The sequence below is a fragment of the Pseudomonas sp. B329 genome (assembly GCF_023127835.1).
Lineage (GTDB): Bacteria > Pseudomonadota > Gammaproteobacteria > Pseudomonadales > Pseudomonadaceae > Aquipseudomonas > Aquipseudomonas synxantha_A.
In genome coordinates this window covers 257,758-275,676 of the sequence record NZ_SPKP01000042.1, presented here as the reverse complement: position 1 = coordinate 275,676, position 17,919 = coordinate 257,758, and the positions used below count along the sequence as shown (strand labels likewise).

Sequence of the window (17,919 nt, the reverse complement as noted above, 5' to 3'; positions counted from 1 at the left end):
TACAGTGATCCGGCAATGCCTTGCGGCTTACCTGGTCTCTGGAGCAACCCCATGAAACAACACATTCTCATCATTGGCGCCGGCTTCGGTGGCGTGTGGAGCGCCCTGAGCGCGGCCCGCCTGCTGGACAAACACGACCGCAACGATGTGCACATCAGCTTGCTCGCCCCGCAGGCGCAACTGCGTATTCGCCCACGTTTTTATGAGCCCGACGTGCACGCCATGCAGGCGCCGCTCGGCCCGCTGTTGAGCGCAGTGGGCGTGACCTTTGTACAAGGCGCTGCCGACAGCATCGACGCCAACGCCAGGCAAGTGACTTACCGCAACGCAGCGGAAGCCCCGGCCACCCTCAGCTACGACCGCTTGGTGCTTGCTGCCGGCAGCCGCTTGAATCGCCCGGGCATGGACGGCATCCAGCACGTATTCGACGTGGACCAGATCGAAGACGCCACGCGACTTGAAGCGCATATCAAGGCCCTGAAAAACCAGCCCGACAGCCCGGCCCGCAACACCGTGGTCATCGCCGGCGGTGGTTTTACCGGAATCGAGACCGCCACCGAAATGCCTGCTCGACTGCGCGCGGCGCTGGGGGATGCTGCCGATATTCGCGTGGTGGTGGTAGACCGGGGCCCGCAGATAGCGGCGTCCATGGGGGATGGCATTCGCCCGGCGATCATCGAGGCCAGCCAGGCGCTTGGGCTTGAATGGGTACTGAACACCTCGGTCGCCTCGGTGGACGCCGACGGCGTGACTCTGGCGGATGGGCAGCGGATTGCGTCCAGCACCGTGATCTGGACCATTGGTTTTCGCGCCAACCCGTTGACCGAGCAGATCGATGGTATCTGCGATCCTCAGGGTCGCCTGCACGTGGACGCCACTCTCAGGGTCAAGGGTCAGCCTGCCGTCTACGCCGCCGGGGACGTGGCCTATGCCGCCACCGACGACCTGGGCAACTTCGCCGCCATGTCCTGCCAGCACGCCATCGCGCTGGGCCGCTACGCCGGTAACAACGTCGCCGCCGACTTGATCGGTGTGGCACCAATGGCCTACAGCCAACCCAAATACGTGACCTGCCTCGACCTCGGCGCCTGGGGCGCGGTCTACACCGAAGGCTGGGACCGTCAGCTTAAGCTGGTGGGCCAGGAAGCCAAGGCGCTCAAGCAACAGATCAACAGCGTGTGGATCTACCCACCCGCGGCGGATCGAGCGGTGGCGCTGGCGGCGGCGGATCCATTGATTCCGGTGGCGTAAGTGTGGGAGGGGGCTTGCTCCCGATGGCGGTGAGTCAGTCACTGATGTGTTGACTGACACTCCCTCATCGGGAGCAAGCCTCCTCCCACATTTAGTCTGTGGTCACCCGCTGGATACTGGTCGATCAGCTCGGCACACCCGTCCCAAACCGCCGAATCGCCAGGCAATACCCCACCAACGCCAGCGCCGCCAGCAACCCGCCCGCCGCGCCGATCCAGGCGAAGCCGAAGTGGCTGCCGACCCAACTGCCCATCAACGCGCCACCACCGATGCCAATGTTGTAGATACCGGAGAACATCGCCATGGCCACGTCGGTAGCGTCCGGTGCAAGCACCAGCACTTTGGACTGCATGGCCAGGCCAAAGCCCATGATTGCCATGCCCCAGAAAATGCTCAGCACCACCAGGTAAGACTCGGCGCCGCTCAACGGCAGCATCAGCGCCAGGCACGCAGCGAGGATGAACACTGCGCCGATCACGAACAGGTGCGGGTTGAAGCGGTGCACCAGGCTGAACAACAACGAGCCGATAATGCCGGCCCCCCCGAACACCAAGAGGATCAACGTCACCGCACTGCCACCCAGCCCGGCGACGCCTTCGACGAAGGGTTCGATGTAGCTGTAAGCGGTAAATTGCGCGGTGACGGTCATCGCGGTCAGCACGTAGAGCGCCACCAGTGCAGGGCGCTTGAACAGCAGCGGCAGGCTACGCAGGGAGCCGGAGTTCTGGCTCGGCAACGGCGGCAGGGTGCGCGCCAGCCAGAACACCAGGGCCGCGGCGAACGCGGCGATCACCAGAAAGGTAGTGCGCCAGCCCATGGCCTCGCCGAGCAGGCGGCCTAAGGGAATGCCCAACACCATCGCCAGGGACGTGCCCGTGGCCAACAGGCCAAGGGCCTGCACCTGCTTGCCTTCGGGCGCCAATCTTACGGCCAGCGAGGCGGTGATCGACCAGAACAGCGCGTGGGCCAAGGCAATGCCGACACGACTGACCATCAGCAAACCGAAGCTGGTGGCCACGCTAGAGAGAATATGGCTGGCGATAAACAGACCGAACAATACGATCAGCAGCTTGCGCCGTTCGACGTTGCGGGTCAGCAGCATCACCGGCAGCGAGGTCAGGGACACGATCCACGCATAGATGGTGAGCATCAGACCGACGCTGGCCACGGGCATGTCGAAGCTGGCACCGATGGCGCTGAGCAACCCGACAGGTACGAATTCGGTGGTATTGAACACAAACGCGGCCAGCGCCAGGGCGATGACCGGTTGCCAATTGGCTTGGGGGGTTGCGGCTGAAAGGCTCATTGACGGGCGGGGTACTCTGGCGATGATCAAGCGGCCACCCAGGACAAGCGCCGCCGCCGAGCATTCTATAGGTTTCTCGCGCGGCTGTTGATGCGGATCGTCGCCCGATGGCTTATGGCGACGTCATGGTAATGATGTAGTTGCCGGACTCAATGGGCTTGCCGGCGGCGTCTACCAGCAGATAGCGCTGGTCGTAATAGCGCCCCTCGCCGCTGTCTGCCACCAGCCGCACATGGGCCGCATTGACGCTGGCCACCGGCGCCACATGGCGCACCTCGAAGCGGCTGCCGCGACTGGCCCTGGCACAGCCGCGCAGTTCCATCACCGACCCGCTGCGCGCATTTGTCGCACACCCCGGCTCGACGATGGCGCCAGTGAACCTGATGGTGCCCTGCCCCAGTGTCTGTGCCGCGCCACAGGTGCTTGCCCATAAGCACAGAAGACCTATCACTGCCGAAAAACGATTAACGTTCATACCGACACTCCTTCTTGGGTTAGTAAGAGGTTAGTCGGCGGCGCGGCAGTTCACTTGAATTTATTTGCCTGGGAATTAGAGGTGGATCACGGATCCACCTGCCCCATCAACTCAGGGATGCTTTCCGGTCGCTGGGCGTAACGCTGGGCCAACGCCGCGCACACCATCAATTGGATCTGGTGGAACAGCATCAGCGGCAGGATCAACACGCCCATGCTCGCCCCGGCAAACAACACCTGGGCCATGGGCACGCCGGTGGCCAGGCTTTTCTTCGAGCCGCAGAACAGGATGGTGATGCGGTCTTCCTGGCTGAAACCGAATGCCTTGCCCAACAACGTGGACGCTACCAGCACCAACGCGAGCAATACGCAGCAGGCAACTACCAGACCGCCCAGTTGCCACAGAGGGATCTGGTGCCAGATGCCCTCATTGACCGCTTCGCTGAATGCGCCATAGACCACCAGCAGGATCGAGCCCTGGTCGACAAATTTCAGCCAGGATTTATTGCGCCCGACCCAGTCGCCGATCCAGCGGCGGGCGATTTGCCCGGCAATGAATGGCAGCAGCAACTGCACGCTGATCTTCAGGATCGCGTCGACGGTGGAGCCGCCATCGCCGTGTACGTTTAGCAGCAGCGCCACCAGCAGCGGGGTCAGGAAGATACCGAACAGGCTGGAAGCCGCCGCACTGCAAATCGCCGCCGGGATATTGCCGCGGGCCAGGGACGTGAAGGCAATCGCCGATTGCACAGTGGCCGGCAACGCGCACAGATAGAGCATGCCCATGTACAGCTCAGTGCCGATCAGCGGCGACAGCACCGGCTTGAGCGCCAGGCCCAGCAACGGGAACAGCACAAAGGTCAGGCTGAACACCAACAGATGCAGGCGCCAGTGGCCGGCGCCGGCGACGATGGCCTGGCGCGACAGCTTGGCGCCGTGCAGGAAAAACAGCAGCGCGATGGCCAGGTTGGTCACCCAGCCGAAGGCCACGGCGGTCTGGCCGCTGGCCGGCAGCAGGGAGGCAAGGATCACTGTGGCGATCAGGGTCAGGGTGAAGTTGTCGGGCAGAAAGCGCGGGCGGGTCATAAGCAAATCTTCCAGGGGTTGCCAAGAGCGTCCCGGCGACTCTAACGTAACGATCCTTTACCGACTAACGCCAATGAGCCAGTAAATGCCGCCAAAAGGACATGAAAAAACCGTGCGCCGCAGTGTGCCCGGGCTTTCCAGCCTGCCACGGCCGGTGTATGGGCGTACCGAGTCCTTGCCCAACCGGGCGCTGACAAGACGGCACAGCCACCCGTGGGTGCAGTTGTCCTACGCGATTTCCGGGGTGCTGGAGATCCACACCAGCGTCGGCCGTTTCGTCGCGCCCCCGCAGCGCGCCGTCTGGATTCCGGCCGGCATGCCCCATCGGGTGTTCAGTTCGCCCCATACCGAAATGCGCAGCTTGTACCTCGATTGCAGCGTCACCGCCTGGGCGGCCGAACGGTGTCAGGTGCTGGAAGTGAGCAGTTTGTTGCGCGAGTTGATCCGTAATTTCAGCCAGGTGCCGGTGGAATATGACGAAGATGGGCCGGATGGGCGCCTGGCCCAGGTGCTGCTCGACCAACTTGCAGCCGCCCCCCAGGTGGATTTGATGTTGCCGCTACCCCATGACCCGCGGCTGCGGCAGATTTACCGCAGCTTGAACCTGCACCCCGAGCAGCAGACCACCCTGGGGGATTGGAGCCCCAGGCTGGGCGTCAGCGAAAAGACCCTCAGCCGCTTGTTCCTCAAGGACACTGGGCTGACGTTCCGCGCGTGGCGCCAGCGCCTGCGCCTGTTGAGCGCCCTGCCCGCCCTGGAAGAAGGCGAGCGGGTGACGGATGTGGCATTGGGGTGTGGCTATGAATCGACCTCAGCGTTTATCAATGCATTTCGTCAGCAGTTCGATTCCACCCCCGGTGAGTTCTTCCGCTGACCCTCCCACGACGCAAATAATCCCCAAACCCACGCTCGGCTGGTATTGTGCCGCGCTTTGAAACACAGCAACCGACTGCGAGGAAATGGACGTTGAACACTGACGAAAAAATGACCGGGGACCTGTTCGAGGTCGATAAGCGCCTGTCACTCAAGCCCGTGGTGGACTTCAACGCCTACCTGCGCAGCGCCTTCGGCGATGGCCCCTGCACGTGCGTGCGTTGCGCTGCCAGTGGCGGTGACGAAAGCCGCTATGAGTTCCAGCACGCCTTCACTTTCGACGCCAAACCAGTGCATCGCCGTTTCGCTTCGACGGCGGGCAGCGATGTGTTGATGGCGTTGAAAAAGGCATGGCTGTCGTACACCAAGGCCGAGTTGCCGCTCAGTGGCGTGCTGGTGCTGGACACGGTCAAGGAGTTTGTCGAGCCGCAGTTGCACAAGCGCCTGGCGCCGTTGTTCGTGGCCAGTGGCTTGGTCAAGGATGTGGACGGCGAGTTGCGTATTCAGCCGCAAGCCATGGCCTGACACATCAAAAGGCGCCTGTGCGCAGCCCATCAATGGTCGCCGCGACTCTGAGCGAGCAAGTGGTCGACCACGCTGCCCAGGCTGCCCACCTCATCGGCACCGTCGGCGCGGGCCTGGGCGTACCAACGTAACTGTTCGGTGGCACTGTTGCCGCGCCGCAGCAGCGCTTGCAGCGTATCGAACAGCCGCGGCTCGCCCATGGCCTCTGCGGTGGCACCGAACGTCTGGCGCGCGCAGTGCAACCACTGTTCGGCGCTGCCCATGGCGCCTGTGTCGTCCAACGCAAAGTGACCGCCCGCGCCGTAGCGTTTGGCCTGCCAGCGATTTTCCTTGAGCAGCCAGCGCGTTTGCGCACAGAACCCGGCGCCGGGTCGCTCAAGGCCGCAGGCATGGGTGACCATGACGCGAAACAGCGTGGCCAGGGCCAGGGCATCCGCCAACCGCGGGCAGGCGTCGGTCATGCGCAGTTCGAGGGTTGGGTAACGCGCCGCCGGGCGGATGCCCCACCAGCCGTTGCCATCGGCCTTGATTGCACCCATCCGATGCAGCAACGCGAGGTAGCGCAGGTATTCGTTCCAGTCGGCGAAATGTTCCGGCACGCCCATGCGCGGCCATTCATCACAAGCGGCCTGGCGGTAGCTCATAAAGCCGCTGGGCGCGCCATCCCACAATGGCGAGGAGCAACTGAGCAGCAACAGCAGCGGCAGCCACGGTGACACCTGGTTCATCACGGCGATGCGGTCATGGGTGTGCGGCACCTGCACATGCACATGCAGCCCGCACAACACGCTGCGCCGCGCTACATACTGAATATCGTCGAACAACTGCTGGAAATGGGCTTGGTCAGTAGGCCGCTGTTCGCGCCAGTCGGCCAACGGATGGCTGCCGGCACACACCACGCCAAGGCCAAATTCACCCAGGCGCTGCGCCAGTTTGCGACGCACTGTCGCCAGGTAATCCGCGGCTTCAGCGCTGGCACTGAATACCGGTGACGCAACCTCGATCTGGCCCTGGAACATTTCATACGCAAAGCCCGCGCCGATCGCCTCGCGACAGGCCGCCAGCACCGCTGCCGAAGGCTCGCCGAGCATCCGGCGAGTGTGCAGATCGGTGATGAAGTATTCTTCTTCGATGCCGAAAGTGAGCATCAAGGGTCAACGCAGTCGGGTAACGGTGAGCGCAACCACCGCTATGCGCTCCACACGTTCATAGCCAGGTTTTTCCAGCTCCTCGCCGAAGACATCAGGATCCAGTTCGCGGTAGGTCCAGCCGTAGGCATCACTGCCCAGCAACGGCTTGACCGCGTCAAGGAAAGGATCGCCACCCGCCACCATCGCCACTCCGGTATACAGCAACAGGCTGCCGCCCAGAGCCAGGCGTGCGAGGGACTCGCTGACGATGCGCACCGACAACTGCTCCCCCAACGCCCCGCCACCATGGCGATAGGCACGCTGGCGGTCATCATTCATGTACGGCGGGTTGGCGACGATCAGGTCGAACTGCCCTTCGACGCTGGCCAGCACGTCACTGTGGTACACGCTGACATTATTCAACCCGGCCAGCTCGGCATTCACGGCGGTCAGGCGCAGGGCACGCGGGTTGATGTCCACCGCCAGCACCTGGGCGTCATGCCTGGCCCGGGCAACCACCAAGGCACCCACACCGGCGCCACAGCCAATGTCCACCGCACGCTTGAGCGGTTCGAAACGCTGCTGCAAATGCGCTTCGATCACCTGGGCAAAACGGTAGCTGTCGGGGCCGAAGAACACCGCATCCGCTTGTACCGTGGGATACGGCGAATGGGCGAACAGCAGATCGTCGAGGCTCGACCAACGCACCGTGCTGCGCCATAAGGCATCGTGCTTTTCGATCACATCGGCTTGCTGCAACTCTTCGCGAAATGCCTCCGGCAGCAGGTCGTGGTCGAACGGCATCGACCAGCCGAATACGTCGCGCAGCGTCATCGCCAGCGGCGTCGCCAAACGCCGGTAGACGCGCTCATGGGTCAAGGGCGTCGGCGTAATGAAGCGGTAACCGCTTTCCTTCAACCCCCGGCCCAGGTTCAGCAAGGCGCGATCAGCGAGTTGTTGGGCAGACATAGGCACATTCCTTAGCGCAAACGCGCACGCAGTTGGATAAAGCGGCGGGTGGCGTACAAGCCTGCGGGGCTGCTGTGGCGCCGCGCTGACATCCATGGGATCAGCGCACTGAGCTGTTGCTCGTCGGGCAGGTTCCACAGTGAATCGGCCAGGGCCTGGGTGTCGGGGTCCGCCGGGCATTGCTGCTCGCGGGCAAGCCGACTGCCGCGCCCCGGTCGAACCGGCGGCACGCGCTGGCCGCTGGCCCAGTCACCGGCGATCCAGTCATGCAGCAGCTGTTTTTCCGCCGCGCTGAATACCCCGAACATCGCCGCGCCGGCCCCCTCGATCAACTGCCAGAAACGGCTGTCGGCAGGGTCCTGGTTGCGCTTGATCCAGCCCTTGTCCTGCAAGGCTGTGAGGAAATCGCCGATCTGCCCCGGCTTGGCCAGCCATTGGTTGACGGTCTTGCCTTCGAAGCGGCAGTAGTCCGAGTGCATGTGCTGGCCGAAGGTGCGCTTGCGCTCAAGCATCGCGACCACTTCGTCGTGCAGGTTGAACTGCTGGATGACAGCCGTGGTACCCGGGCCAAGATCGTTGAGGCGATACCCAGCGGCGACGCGGCGGTAGAACGCGGCCCTGCCCTCGCCCAGCGGCAGCAGGCCCAACACCGATTGCGCGGCCTTGCTGGCGTGGCCGCTGCTGGCGTTATCGATGGTCACGTGGAGGGTGAAGTAATAGGGGTCGATGCCCAGTTCGCTGAGTTCGTAAGCGGTGATCAGCAGGTGCAGCGGCAACTGTTCGTAGCCCAGGTTATAGCCGATGACTTCCGGCAGGAATTGGTCGGCGCACAGGCCCAGGGCCAGTTGCAGCGCACCTTGCAGGTAGTGCTCATCCTCAAGGCCGGCTTCGCTGTCGGCATCGTGGTCGCTGAGCAACTTGCGATAGATCACCACGTGGTTCTGCGCGGCTTCACCGTCGCCCAATTCCTCCAGATAGGTAGTGAGCAAGCCGTCGAAGCGCTGGTCTTGCCAATAGTGCAGCAGGCCATAGAGCCAGGCGCCGTCCACCTGTTTGATCGGCGCCACACGCTGCAGGACATACAACGCGTGGGCTTTGTTGTGAAAATAGCGCCGTGGCCGGCCTTGCTGGCGCTGCTCAAGGTAATCGGCATAGGCCTGGGCCACAACGGCGCAGCGCTGTTCGACCCAGGCCGTCAGGTGTTCGGGCGACTCAGGCAAGTCGCAGTCGGTTTCCTCTACCTGGGCCAATTGATCCTGCAGGTAGTCACGCGCCAGTTCGGCGGCGTCTGGCGTTTCGCCGTACAGCTGTCGATACACCCGTTGATGGCGGCCCTGGGCCGAGTCGGTGAGAGAGGCCGGCTGGCCCGACAGCGCTGTAAGGAGTGTCATGATGGCAGTTTCCGCAAAGTCCGTTACAACGGGCCTTCCACAAGGTGGCCCCGCAAGAGCGCTCAACTTCACGCGCTTCTAGAATGCAGAGCGTCGGGGCGTGCGGAAAATTCAAATGAGGTTATGAAGGGGGGGATAAGCGGTCGCAGTAAAGGCGCTCGCTGATGAAATACGAAGGCGGGAGGCTCAGGGATATTCTTGCCTGGCGTGCAATACGTTGACTATTTCGATCCGCTCGGCAGTCACTCTATACACCAGCACATAATTGGGATGTACAACCACCTCACGAGTACCTGGCACTCGGCCGCACGGATACAGATAGGGGTGCTCAGCCAGTGGTAGAGGCGCGCCTTCCAGGCGGGTCTTGATGCGTCATGCAGCGCCGGGGCTTTCTGCTGCGATAAAAGTCACGATATCAATCAGGTCGCCGATGGCTTCGTCAAGCCAAACAACGGCCAACATCAAGCTTTGGTCCGCTGCTCAAGCTCTGCTTGCAGCATAATCGCCTCAACTCGTGCCATGACCTCGTCATGAGGTACACCGGGGCCGGGGTTGGCCAAGCTTTTTTCGACTTTTTTACGAAACCAGAGATCATGACTACTCGCCTGCTCTTCGGTTTCAAACTCGGAAACAATTGGGGAAAGTTGAACACCCATCAGATAACCTCCTGTATGAATGCTCAGCAGTTTAGTCGCAACCTGGCGGGCTGTCTCGAACCACCGGATGAAATGCAGGGCGTCGCACTTCAAGCTTCAAACAAAACGGCACGTAAACGTGCCGTTGCGTCGTACTCACTTAGCTCTGTTACTTGCGCGCCGCCTCCCACTGTTTAAGCAGATCGTTGTAGTTCACGGTTTCGCCCTTGGGCTTCTCGTTTGCCAGTTTCGGCTTCGGCGCGCCCGGCTGATCGAACCAGTATTGCGCGTCACGCTCGGGGTTCATTTTCGGGCCGCACACCGGTTGCACCTTGGAGCGTTCCAGGCGCGTCATGATCGCGTCCTGCTCCTTGGCCAGATTGTCCAGCGCCTGTTGCGGGGTTTTCTCGCCGCTGGCGGCGGCGGCGATGTTGCTCCACCACAGTTGCGCCAGGCGTGGGTAGTCCGGCACGTTGGTGCCGGTAGGCGACCACTCGGTGCGCGCCGGGCTGCGGTAGAACTCCACCAGGCCCCCGAGCTTGGGCGCCATGTCGGTCATGGCCTGGGAGTTGATATCAGACTCCCGAATCGGCGTCAGGCCAACGATGGTCTTCTTCAGCGACACGGTTTTGGAGGTCACGAACTGCGCGTACAGCCAGGCCGCGAGTTTCTGTTTCTCAGGCGTGGACTTGAGGAAGGTCCAGGAGCCTACGTCCTGATAGCCCTTCTTCATGCCCTTTTCCCAGTACGGCCCGACCGGCGACGGCGCCATGCGCCATTTCGGCGTACCGTCGGCATTCACCACCGGCAAGCCCGGCTTGACCATGTCGGCGGTAAACGCGGTGTACCAGAAGATCTGCTGGGCAATGTTGCCCTGGGACGGCACCGGGCCGGATTCGGAGAAGGTCATGCCCGCCGCTTCCGGCGGCGCGTAGGCTTTCATCCAATCCACATATTTTTGTGTGGCGAACACCGCCGCCGGGCCGTTGGTGTCGCCGCCGCGGGTCACGCTGGAGCCCACCGGGTGGCAGTCCTCCACACGAATGCCCCACTCGTCCACCGGCAAGCCGTTGGGCAAGCCCTTGTCACCGCCGCCGGCCATGGAGAACCACGCATCGGTGAAGCGCCAGCCCAGGGACGGGTCTTTCTTGCCGTAGTCCATGTGCCCGTAGACGCGCTTGCCGTCGATTTCCTTGACGTCTTCGCTGAAGAATTTGGCGATGTCTTCATAGGCCGACCAGTTCACCGGGACGCCGAGGTCGTAGCCGTATTTTTCCTTGAACTTGGCTTTCAGCTCCGGGCGTTCGAACCAGTCGGCGCGGAACCAGTAGAGGTTGGCGAACTGCTGGTCGGGCAACTGATAGATCTTGCCGTCCGGCGCGGTGGTGAAGGACAGGCCGATAAAGTCCTTGAGGTCCAGGGTCGGCGAGGTAAAGTCCTTGCCTTCGTTGGCCATCAGGTCGGTGATGGACTCGGTCTTGCCGTAGCGAAAGTGCGTACCGATCAGGTCCGAGTCATTGACCCAGCCGTCATAGATATTCTTGTCGGACTGCATCTGGGTTTGCAGCTTCTCCACCACGTCGCCTTCCTGTAGCAGGTCGTGGGTCAGCTTGATGCCGGTGATTTCACTGAACGCCTTGGCCAGTACCTTGGATTCGTACTCGTGGGTGGTGAGGGTTTCCGACACCACGTTGATCTTCATCCCACGGAAGGGCTCCGACGCCTTGATAAACCACTTCAATTCCTCAAGCTGTTGGGCTTCGGTGAGGGTCGAGGGCTTGAACTCGCTGCCGATCCATTTTTTCGCGGCATCTTCATACGCATCGGCCCAGGCCGAAGCGCTCAAACCGCTGAGGGCCAGTACGGCGGCCAATGAAATGCTATGTCGCAGCTTATTGTTTTTATTCAACATAGAGACCTCCTGGTTGTTTATTCATAAGGGCATTAGCCCCAACGCATCACACTCAACAGCCATAACAGGGAGAGCGCGGACGCCACCCAGATGCTCCAGTCGGTAACGCCGATGACCAGCAAATGCAGGTAGGCGCTGCCGAGAAGACCGATAAACAAGCGATCACCACGGGTGGTGCTGATCGGCAGCAACCCGCGCCGAGGAATGCTCGGCGAACGCAGTTCCCAGGTGGTCATGCCCGCCAGAATCAGGGCGATGCCGCCAAAGAACAGCGCAGTGGGGGTGGTCCAGGCCATCCATTCCATCATCGATTCCTCTAGACCCGGCCCAGGGCAAAGCCCTTGGCCACGTGGTTGCGAACAAACCAGATCACCAACATGCCCGGGAGGATAGTCAATACCCCCGCTGCCGCCAGTACCCCCCAATCAATACCCGACGCAGAGACCGTGCGGGTCATTACCGCCGCGATGGGCTTGGCGTTGACCGAAGTCAGCGTGCGCGCCAGCAGCAGTTCGACCCAGGAAAACATAAAGCAGAAAAACGCAGTCACCCCAATGCCGGAGCCGATCAGCGGGATAAAAATCTTCACGAAGAACTTGGGAAAACTATAGCCATCGATGTAGGCGGTTTCGTCGATTTCCTTGGGCACGCCGGACATGAAGCCTTCAAGGATCCACACCGCCAACGGCACGTTGAACAGGCAGTGAGCCAGGGCCACGGCGATGTGCGTATCGAACAGGCCGATGGAGGAATACAGCTGGAAAAACGGCAGCAGAAACACCGCCGGCGGCGCCATGCGGTTGGTCAGCAGCCAGAAGAACAGGTGCTTGTCACCCAGGAAGCGGTAGCGCGAGAACGCATAGGCTGCCGGCAGCGCCACGCTCAGAGAGATCACCGTGTTCAGGCTTACGTAGTAAAGCGAGTTGAGGTAGCCGGTGTACCAGCTCGGGTCGGTGAAGATCACTTTGTAGTTGGCCAGGGTGAAATCCTGGGGAAACAGGGTCAGGCCGCCGAGGATTTCGGTGTTGCTCTTGAACGACATGTTCAACAGCCAGTAGATCGGCACCAGCAGGAACAGGATATAAATCAGTAACGGAATAAGCTTGCGCTTGCTCATGTTGGCGGCCTCAGCGGTTGGCGTCGGAATGGGTCATGGCGGTGTAGAACAACCAGGACACCAACAGGATGATCAGGAAATACACCAGCGAAAACGCCGCTGCCGGGCCCAGGTCGAATTGGCCTACGGCCATCTGGGTGAGCGTCTGACTCAAGAAGGTGGTGGCGTTCCCCGGGCCGCCCCCCGTGAGTACGAAAGGCTCGGTGTAGATCATGAAACTGTCCATGAAGCGCAGCATCACCGCGATCAACAGCACGCTTTTCATCTTCGGCAACTGGATATGTCGGAACACTGCCCAGGCCGATGCACGATCAATCCGCGCGGCCTGGTAGTAGACATCCGGAATGGCCCTTAAACCCGAGTAGCACAGCAGCGCCACCAACGAGGTCCAGTGCCACACATCCATCACCAGCACGGTGACCCAGGCGTCCATGGTGTTGGCCGCATAGTTGTAGCTGATGCCCATGGCGTTGAGGGTCGAACCCAGCAGGCCGATGTCGGCACGGCCAAAGATCTGCCAGATGGTGCCGACCACGTTCCATGGAATCAGCAGCGGAATGGCGAGGATAATCAGCACCAGTGATGACCAGCGTCCTTTGGTCGGCATGGTCAAGGCGATGGCGATGCCCAGCGGGATTTCAATCAGCAGCACGCAGGCCGAATAGATGAACTGGCGCAGCAACGAGTCATGCAAACGTGGATCGAGCAGCACCTGCTTGTACCAGTCGGCCCCGACGAAGTAGCGGCTGGACTGGTCGAAAATATCCTGCACCGAGTAATTGACCACGGTCATCATCGGGATCACCGCACTGAACGCCACCAGCAGGAACACCGGCAACACCAGCCACCAGGCCTTGTTGTTCTGCACCTTGTTCATGGCGCCACCTCCAGCAGGTAATCGTCGGCATAAAGCATCAGCCATTGCGCGGGGAAGCTGATGGACGCCCTGCCCTCCGGTACCGGCTTGTCTTCGGCCAGGCGCACTTTGAGCGTGGCGCCGTCGAGGTTGAGGGTCATGATCTTGTAGGTGCCCAAGTCCTCCACATGCGTGACGTCGGCTTGCAGGGCGTCAGGGTTGTGGTCATCCCATACATGGATAAATTCCGGGCGAATGCCAACCTGGAGTTTTTTGCAGTCGGTCGCGTTGATCCGTTGCTGCAACGCCTCCGACAGCGGCAGAAAGGTATTGGCAAACCCCACACCACCACCCCTGGCCTGCACCTCAATCAGATTCATCCCGGGGCTGCCGATGAAATAACCGACAAAGGTATGGCTCGGGCGCTCGAACAATTCACGCGGGGTGCCGAACTGCACGATCTGCCCGCCGTACATCACCGCGATCTTGTCGGCGAAGGTGGAGGCTTCCAGTTGGTCGTGGGTGACGTAGACCATGGTGATATTGAACTGCTCATGGATCTGCTTGAGCTTGCGCCGCAGTTTCCATTTCAGGTGCGGGTCGATCACCGTCAGCGGCTCGTCGAACAGGATCGCCGATACGTCATCGCGCACCAGGCCACGGCCCATGGAGACTTTCTGTTTTTCGTCGGCGGTGAGGTTGCGGGCTTTTTTGCTCAGCAGGGTTTGCAGGTCGAGGACTTCGGCGATTTCCTGCACCTTGCTGTGGATTTTCGCTTCGGCCATGCCCTGGTTTCGCAGCGGGAAGGCCAGGTTGTCGAACACCGTCATGGTGTCGTACACCACCGGAAACTGGAACACCTGGGCGATATTGCGTTTCTCCGGCGTGAGGTCGTTGACCACCTGGGTATCGAACAGCACCTGGCCCTCAGAGGGGCTGAGCAGGCCGGAGATGATATTGAGCAGCGTGGATTTGCCGCAGCCCGACGGCCCGAGCAACGCGTAGGCACCGCCCTGCTCCCACACATGGTTCATTTCCCGAATGGCGTAGTCCTCAGGCCCTTTTGGCGCGGGGCTATAGCTATGGGCAAGGTTACGCAAATGGATCTCGGCCATCAGGCAACCCTCGCGACACGGCGCCCGGGGGCCTGGACCAAACGGCCCTGTCCATCGAACACAAACAGTTTATGGGTGGGGATATACACGCGGATCGGCGCGTCCACATCGTACTCATGCACCCCCGGCAAGTGCAGCACCAGCAGGAAGTGCTCGCTGCGCACATGCAGGAAGGTTTCCGAGCCGCTGATCTCGGCGACTTCCACGGTCACCGCCAGCTCCAGGTCATCGTCATTGCTCGGTACCAGGCTGATATGGCTGGGACGCACGCCGAAACGGAACTCGCCCTCGCCGATGGGGCGCAGGTCGACGTTGAGTGGGAAATGCACGAAATTGGCGAAGCTCACTTCGTTGCCGCTGATGCGCCCTGGCATCAGATTGATCGGCGGTTCGGAGAACAGCTCAGCGGCCAGAACGGTTTGCGGCTGGTGATAGACCTCGGCGGCCTTGCCGCTCTGGATCACCCGGCCTTCGTGAAGAATGGTGGTGGTGCCACCCAGGGCCAGGGCCTCGTTGGGTTCGGTGGTAGCGTAAATGGCGATGGTGTGGCGCGCTTTGAACAGTTCGCGCATTTCCTGACGCAGCTCTTCGCGCAGTTTGTAGTCCAGGTTCACCAGGGGCTCATCGAACAGAATCAGTTCGGCGTCTTTGACCAGGGCGCGGGCCATGGCGGTGCGCTGCTGCTGGCCACCGGACAGTTCCAGCGGGTGGCGTTGCAGGAACTTCTCGATGCGCAGCATCCTGGCGGTTTCCAGCACCTTGCTCTGGATCAGCTCGTTGGACACACCGGCCTGGCGCAACGGCGAGGCGATGTTCTCGAATACGGTCATGGTGGGATAGTTGATGAACTGCTGGTAGACCATCGACACATTGCGCAGGCGTACCGGCTTTTGCGTAACGTCTACACCGTTCATCAGGATGCGGCCGCTGTCGGGCTTGTCCAGACCGGCCATCAGGCGCATCAGACTGGTTTTGCCGGACAGGGTGCGACCGAGCAAGACGTTGAAAGAGCCGGCTTCAAAACGCAGGTTGGCGTCGTCGATCCAGGTTTGGCCGTCGACAACGCGGGAGACATGTTCCAGGGTCAATGACATGACACGACCTTTTTATTATTGGAATGAATCTGGCCAGGTGTCAGAGCGAGTTTCGTGCCAAAACTGCAAGCGCTTGATGCGTAAGGGAATGGGTTAATGGTGATGTTCAGGAGTGAACAAAGTGGCTGAACAACTGAACACTTTCGGGGTTGACAATGAACAGTTCTGAACAACACTCTCATGACCAACACAAGATAAAAATGTGGGAAGGGGCTTGCTCCCGATAGCGGTGTGTCAGTGAAAAAATGCTGACTGACACACCGCTATCGGGAGCAAGTCGAATCGTCGCACCGCCCCTCCCACACTTGAACTCATTTCAATGGTTGAATGTGCACATCCAATAACAATAAAAATGAAGGTCGCACCATGGCCGAACCACTGGCACACGACACCCTTATCCAGGAATCCTGGCGCCGTTGCCGCGCCTTCGGCCTGGACCACCAGAGCACGCCAAGCTTTGACCAACTACCCGCCGAAGGCATCAGTCAACTCCTGGAAAGCCAGCATTCACTGGTGCAGACCACGCACCAGGAGGTACTGCCCTACTATGAAAACATCCTCAGCAACTCCAACTGCCTGATCATGCTGGCTGACAATCAGGGCCAGGTCCTGACGTCGTGGGGCACCCAGCGGTTTATCGAACCCAAGCTGGCCCGTGGCTTCAGCCCCGGCGCCAGCTGGATGGAACGTGCCAGCGGCACCAATGCCATCGGCACCGCGCTGGCCTGCGCCCAGGCCGTGCATATCGAGCACGATGAACACTTCCTCAAGGCCAACCGTTTCATGACCGGTTCCGCGGCGCCTATTTTCGACGCCCAGCGCGAAATCATCGCGGTGCTGGATGTGTCCAGCGACAGCTACCTGCCGCCCTCCCATACCCTGGGCATGGTCAAGATGATGAGTCAGACCGTGGAAAACCGGCTGATCCTCAACCTGTTCCGTGGCGAACATTTCCAACTGACCTTCAACACCGGCTTGAGCAACCTCGACAGCCAGTGGGCCGGCCTGCTGATCTTTGATGAAAGCGGCCAGGTACTATCAGCCAATCGGCGTGCGGATAACCTGCTGGGCATCAGCCTGTCGCGGGTGATGATCGACAGTCTGTTCAAGGTGTCGCTGCTGGAGTTGCTCAACCAGCCCGAAGGGTTGCCGTTTGCGTTGCAGGCGGCTGGGCGCAACCGCTTCCAGTGCCTGTTGAAGCGACCCAGGCAGATGCCAGTGCAGGCCCGAGTGTTCAGCCAACCGCCGCCGCCCGCGCCGACCGCGATCAACCTCAAGACCCTGCATTTTGGCGATGTGCGCATGGAGAAAGCGGTGCGCCAGGCCGAACGCCTGCTGGAAAAGGACATTCCATTGCTGATTCACGGCGAGACTGGGGTGGGCAAAGAGGTGTTCGTCAAAGCCCTGCATCAGGCCAGCTCGCGCAGCCGACAGGCATTGATCGCTGTGAACTGTGCGGCGATTCCGGCTGAGCTGGTGGAATCGGAACTGTTCGGCTACGAAAAAGGCGCCTTCACCGGCGCCAATCAGAAAGGCAGCATTGGCCTGATTCGCAAGGCGGACAAGGGCACGCTGTTTCTCGACGAGATCGGTGATATGCCGTTGCCGACCCAGACGCGCCTGTTGCGGGTGTTGCAGGAGCGCTGTGTGCAACCGGTGGGCAGCAGTGAGGCGTTCCCGGTGGATTTGCGCATCATCTCGGCGACCAACCGCGCACTGCGCGAGCTGGTGCAGGCCGGGCGCTTTCGCGAGGATTTGTACTACCGCATCGGTGGCCTGACCCTGGAGTTGCCGCCATTGCGCGAGCGCACCGACAAGCAAGCGTTATTCCAGCAACTGTGGCAGCAACATCGCGAGCCGAACCAGTGGGCCGGGCTGAGTGCCGAGGTGCTGGGGTTATTCGAGCAACATCCGTGGCCGGGCAATTTGCGTCAGGTGAGCAGCGTGTTACAGGTGGCGCTGGCGATGGCCGAGGAGCAGCCGATCCGCGCAGAACATCTGCCCGATGATTTTTTTACCGATTTGAAGCAAACGGCGCCGCTGCCCACCTGCGAGCGCCTGGATGAAAATCTTGACCTCAACCAACGCCTGCGAGCCGTGGGCGGCAATATTTCCCACCTGGCGCGGGAGTTGGGAGTGAGCCGCAATACCCTGTACAAGCGCCTGCGCCAGCACGAAGGTTGAT

At 61.2% G+C, this 17,919-nt stretch carries 17 protein-coding genes and 1 pseudogene; 4 read left to right on the top strand and 14 right to left on the bottom strand.

Features of this window, described 5'->3' with window-relative positions; all coding sequences use genetic code 11:
- The first annotated feature begins 51 nt into the window (after positions 1–51).
- Positions 52–1,251 (top strand): NAD(P)/FAD-dependent oxidoreductase, encoded by a 1,200-nt coding sequence (locus E4P00_RS20305; RefSeq protein ID WP_248132699.1) that lies wholly within the window; start codon positions 52–54, stop codon positions 1,249–1,251.
- Positions 1,252–1,375: 124 nt separating this feature from the next.
- Here E4P00_RS20305 and E4P00_RS20300 read toward each other — a convergent pair whose 3' ends face one another.
- The 3 genes from E4P00_RS20300 to E4P00_RS20290 form a co-directional block, all read right to left on the bottom strand.
- Positions 1,376–2,557 carry a sugar transporter gene (locus E4P00_RS20300; RefSeq protein ID WP_078821570.1) on the bottom strand — a complete coding sequence of 394 codons (1,182 nt, stop codon included), beginning with the start codon at positions 2,555–2,557 and terminating at the stop codon, positions 1,376–1,378.
- Between the two features lie 112 nt (positions 2,558–2,669).
- Positions 2,670–3,032 carry a type 1 fimbrial protein gene (locus E4P00_RS20295; protein ID WP_216091604.1) on the bottom strand — a complete coding sequence of 121 codons (363 nt, stop codon included), beginning with the start codon at positions 3,030–3,032 and terminating at the stop codon, positions 2,670–2,672.
- An 86-nt stretch (positions 3,033–3,118) separates the two neighbouring features.
- Entirely contained in the window at positions 3,119–4,117 is a 999-nt protein-coding gene (locus tag E4P00_RS20290) for a bile acid:sodium symporter family protein (protein ID WP_032880734.1), read from the bottom strand.
- A gap of 85 nt (positions 4,118–4,202) precedes the next feature.
- Between E4P00_RS20290 and E4P00_RS20285 the strand changes: the two genes are divergently transcribed.
- Together E4P00_RS20285 and E4P00_RS20280 are read left to right on the top strand one after the other, a co-directional pair.
- Entirely contained in the window at positions 4,203–4,991 is a 789-nt protein-coding gene (locus E4P00_RS20285) for a helix-turn-helix transcriptional regulator (protein ID WP_248132697.1), read from the top strand.
- A gap of 92 nt (positions 4,992–5,083) precedes the next feature.
- Positions 5,084–5,515 (top strand): hypothetical protein, encoded by a 432-nt coding sequence (locus tag E4P00_RS20280; protein ID WP_248132695.1) that lies wholly within the window; start codon positions 5,084–5,086, stop codon positions 5,513–5,515.
- Between the two features lie 29 nt (positions 5,516–5,544).
- Here E4P00_RS20280 and E4P00_RS20275 read toward each other — a convergent pair whose 3' ends face one another.
- The 11 genes and pseudogenes from E4P00_RS20275 to E4P00_RS20225 form a co-directional block, all read right to left on the bottom strand.
- Positions 5,545–6,663 carry a carboxylate-amine ligase gene (locus E4P00_RS20275; RefSeq protein ID WP_248132693.1) on the bottom strand — a complete coding sequence of 373 codons (1,119 nt, stop codon included), beginning with the start codon at positions 6,661–6,663 and terminating at the stop codon, positions 5,545–5,547.
- Positions 6,664–6,669: 6 nt separating this feature from the next.
- Positions 6,670–7,614: a class I SAM-dependent methyltransferase gene (locus E4P00_RS20270; protein WP_223019094.1), complete on the bottom strand. Its 945-nt coding sequence runs from the start codon at positions 7,612–7,614 to the stop codon at positions 6,670–6,672.
- A gap of 11 nt (positions 7,615–7,625) precedes the next feature.
- Positions 7,626–9,005 carry an iron-containing redox enzyme family protein gene (locus E4P00_RS20265; protein ID WP_248132691.1) on the bottom strand — a complete coding sequence of 460 codons (1,380 nt, stop codon included), beginning with the start codon at positions 9,003–9,005 and terminating at the stop codon, positions 7,626–7,628.
- A gap of 186 nt (positions 9,006–9,191) precedes the next feature.
- Positions 9,192–9,467, bottom strand: a pseudogene (locus E4P00_RS20260) (type II toxin-antitoxin system RelE/ParE family toxin).
- Positions 9,467–9,661: a stability determinant gene (locus E4P00_RS20255; RefSeq protein ID WP_248132689.1), complete on the bottom strand. Its 195-nt coding sequence runs from the start codon at positions 9,659–9,661 to the stop codon at positions 9,467–9,469. Before E4P00_RS20255 ends, E4P00_RS20260 begins: the two are co-directional and overlap by 1 nt.
- 148 nt (positions 9,662–9,809) lie before the next feature.
- Positions 9,810–11,552 carry an ABC transporter substrate-binding protein gene (locus tag E4P00_RS20250; protein ID WP_216091611.1) on the bottom strand — a complete coding sequence of 581 codons (1,743 nt, stop codon included), beginning with the start codon at positions 11,550–11,552 and terminating at the stop codon, positions 9,810–9,812.
- A gap of 32 nt (positions 11,553–11,584) precedes the next feature.
- On the bottom strand, positions 11,585–11,857 hold the full coding sequence (locus tag E4P00_RS20245; RefSeq protein ID WP_003192011.1) for a DUF2160 domain-containing protein: 273 nt from the start codon (positions 11,855–11,857) through the stop codon (positions 11,585–11,587).
- Between the two features lie 11 nt (positions 11,858–11,868).
- A complete protein-coding gene (locus E4P00_RS20240) occupies positions 11,869–12,669 on the bottom strand; it encodes a carbohydrate ABC transporter permease (protein ID WP_003232361.1) in 801 nt (266 codons plus the stop codon).
- 10 nt (positions 12,670–12,679) lie between these two features.
- Entirely contained in the window at positions 12,680–13,546 is an 867-nt protein-coding gene (locus E4P00_RS20235; RefSeq protein ID WP_005789024.1) for a sugar ABC transporter permease, read from the bottom strand.
- Positions 13,543–14,640, bottom strand: coding sequence for an ABC transporter ATP-binding protein (locus E4P00_RS20230; RefSeq protein ID WP_248132687.1), 1,098 nt, complete (start codon positions 14,638–14,640; stop codon positions 13,543–13,545). Before E4P00_RS20230 ends, E4P00_RS20235 begins: the two co-directional genes overlap by 4 nt.
- Positions 14,640–15,734 (bottom strand): ABC transporter ATP-binding protein, encoded by a 1,095-nt coding sequence (locus tag E4P00_RS20225; RefSeq protein WP_057703149.1) that lies wholly within the window; start codon positions 15,732–15,734, stop codon positions 14,640–14,642. Before E4P00_RS20225 ends, E4P00_RS20230 begins: the two co-directional genes overlap by 1 nt.
- A gap of 366 nt (positions 15,735–16,100) precedes the next feature.
- On the opposite strand from E4P00_RS20225, the gene E4P00_RS20220 reads away from it, so the two are divergent.
- Entirely contained in the window at positions 16,101–17,918 is a 1,818-nt protein-coding gene (locus E4P00_RS20220; RefSeq protein ID WP_248132686.1) for a sigma-54-dependent Fis family transcriptional regulator, read from the top strand.
- Position 17,919: the final 1 nt, after the last annotated feature.

Bases quoted from the DNA above. Each gene is read 5' to 3' on its own strand.
- E4P00_RS20240 (WP_003232361.1), bottom strand. From the start codon at position 12,669: ATGAGCAAGCGCAAGCTTATTCCGTTACTGATTTATATCCTGTTCCTG.
- E4P00_RS20295 (WP_216091604.1), bottom strand. From the start codon at position 3,032: ATGAACGTTAATCGTTTTTCGGCAGTGATAGGTCTTCTGTGCTTATGG.
- E4P00_RS20235 (WP_005789024.1), bottom strand. From the start codon at position 13,546: ATGAACAAGGTGCAGAACAACAAGGCCTGGTGGCTGGTGTTGCCGGTG.
- E4P00_RS20250 (WP_216091611.1), bottom strand. From the start codon at position 11,552: ATGTTGAATAAAAACAATAAGCTGCGACATAGCATTTCATTGGCCGCC.
- E4P00_RS20285 (WP_248132697.1), top strand. From the start codon at position 4,203: ATGCCGCCAAAAGGACATGAAAAAACCGTGCGCCGCAGTGTGCCCGGG.
- E4P00_RS20265 (WP_248132691.1), bottom strand. From the start codon at position 9,005: ATGACACTCCTTACAGCGCTGTCGGGCCAGCCGGCCTCTCTCACCGAC.
- E4P00_RS20245 (WP_003192011.1), bottom strand. From the start codon at position 11,857: ATGGAATGGATGGCCTGGACCACCCCCACTGCGCTGTTCTTTGGCGGC.
- E4P00_RS20220 (WP_248132686.1), top strand. From the start codon at position 16,101: ATGGCCGAACCACTGGCACACGACACCCTTATCCAGGAATCCTGGCGC.
- E4P00_RS20230 (WP_248132687.1), bottom strand. From the start codon at position 14,640: ATGGCCGAGATCCATTTGCGTAACCTTGCCCATAGCTATAGCCCCGCG.
- E4P00_RS20270 (WP_223019094.1), bottom strand. From the start codon at position 7,614: ATGTCTGCCCAACAACTCGCTGATCGCGCCTTGCTGAACCTGGGCCGG.
- E4P00_RS20255 (WP_248132689.1), bottom strand. From the start codon at position 9,661: ATGGGTGTTCAACTTTCCCCAATTGTTTCCGAGTTTGAAACCGAAGAG.
- E4P00_RS20290 (WP_032880734.1), bottom strand. From the start codon at position 4,117: ATGACCCGCCCGCGCTTTCTGCCCGACAACTTCACCCTGACCCTGATC.
- E4P00_RS20300 (WP_078821570.1), bottom strand. From the start codon at position 2,557: ATGAGCCTTTCAGCCGCAACCCCCCAAGCCAATTGGCAACCGGTCATC.
- E4P00_RS20305 (WP_248132699.1), top strand. From the start codon at position 52: ATGAAACAACACATTCTCATCATTGGCGCCGGCTTCGGTGGCGTGTGG.
- E4P00_RS20275 (WP_248132693.1), bottom strand. From the start codon at position 6,663: ATGCTCACTTTCGGCATCGAAGAAGAATACTTCATCACCGATCTGCAC.
- E4P00_RS20225 (WP_057703149.1), bottom strand. From the start codon at position 15,734: ATGTCATTGACCCTGGAACATGTCTCCCGCGTTGTCGACGGCCAAACC.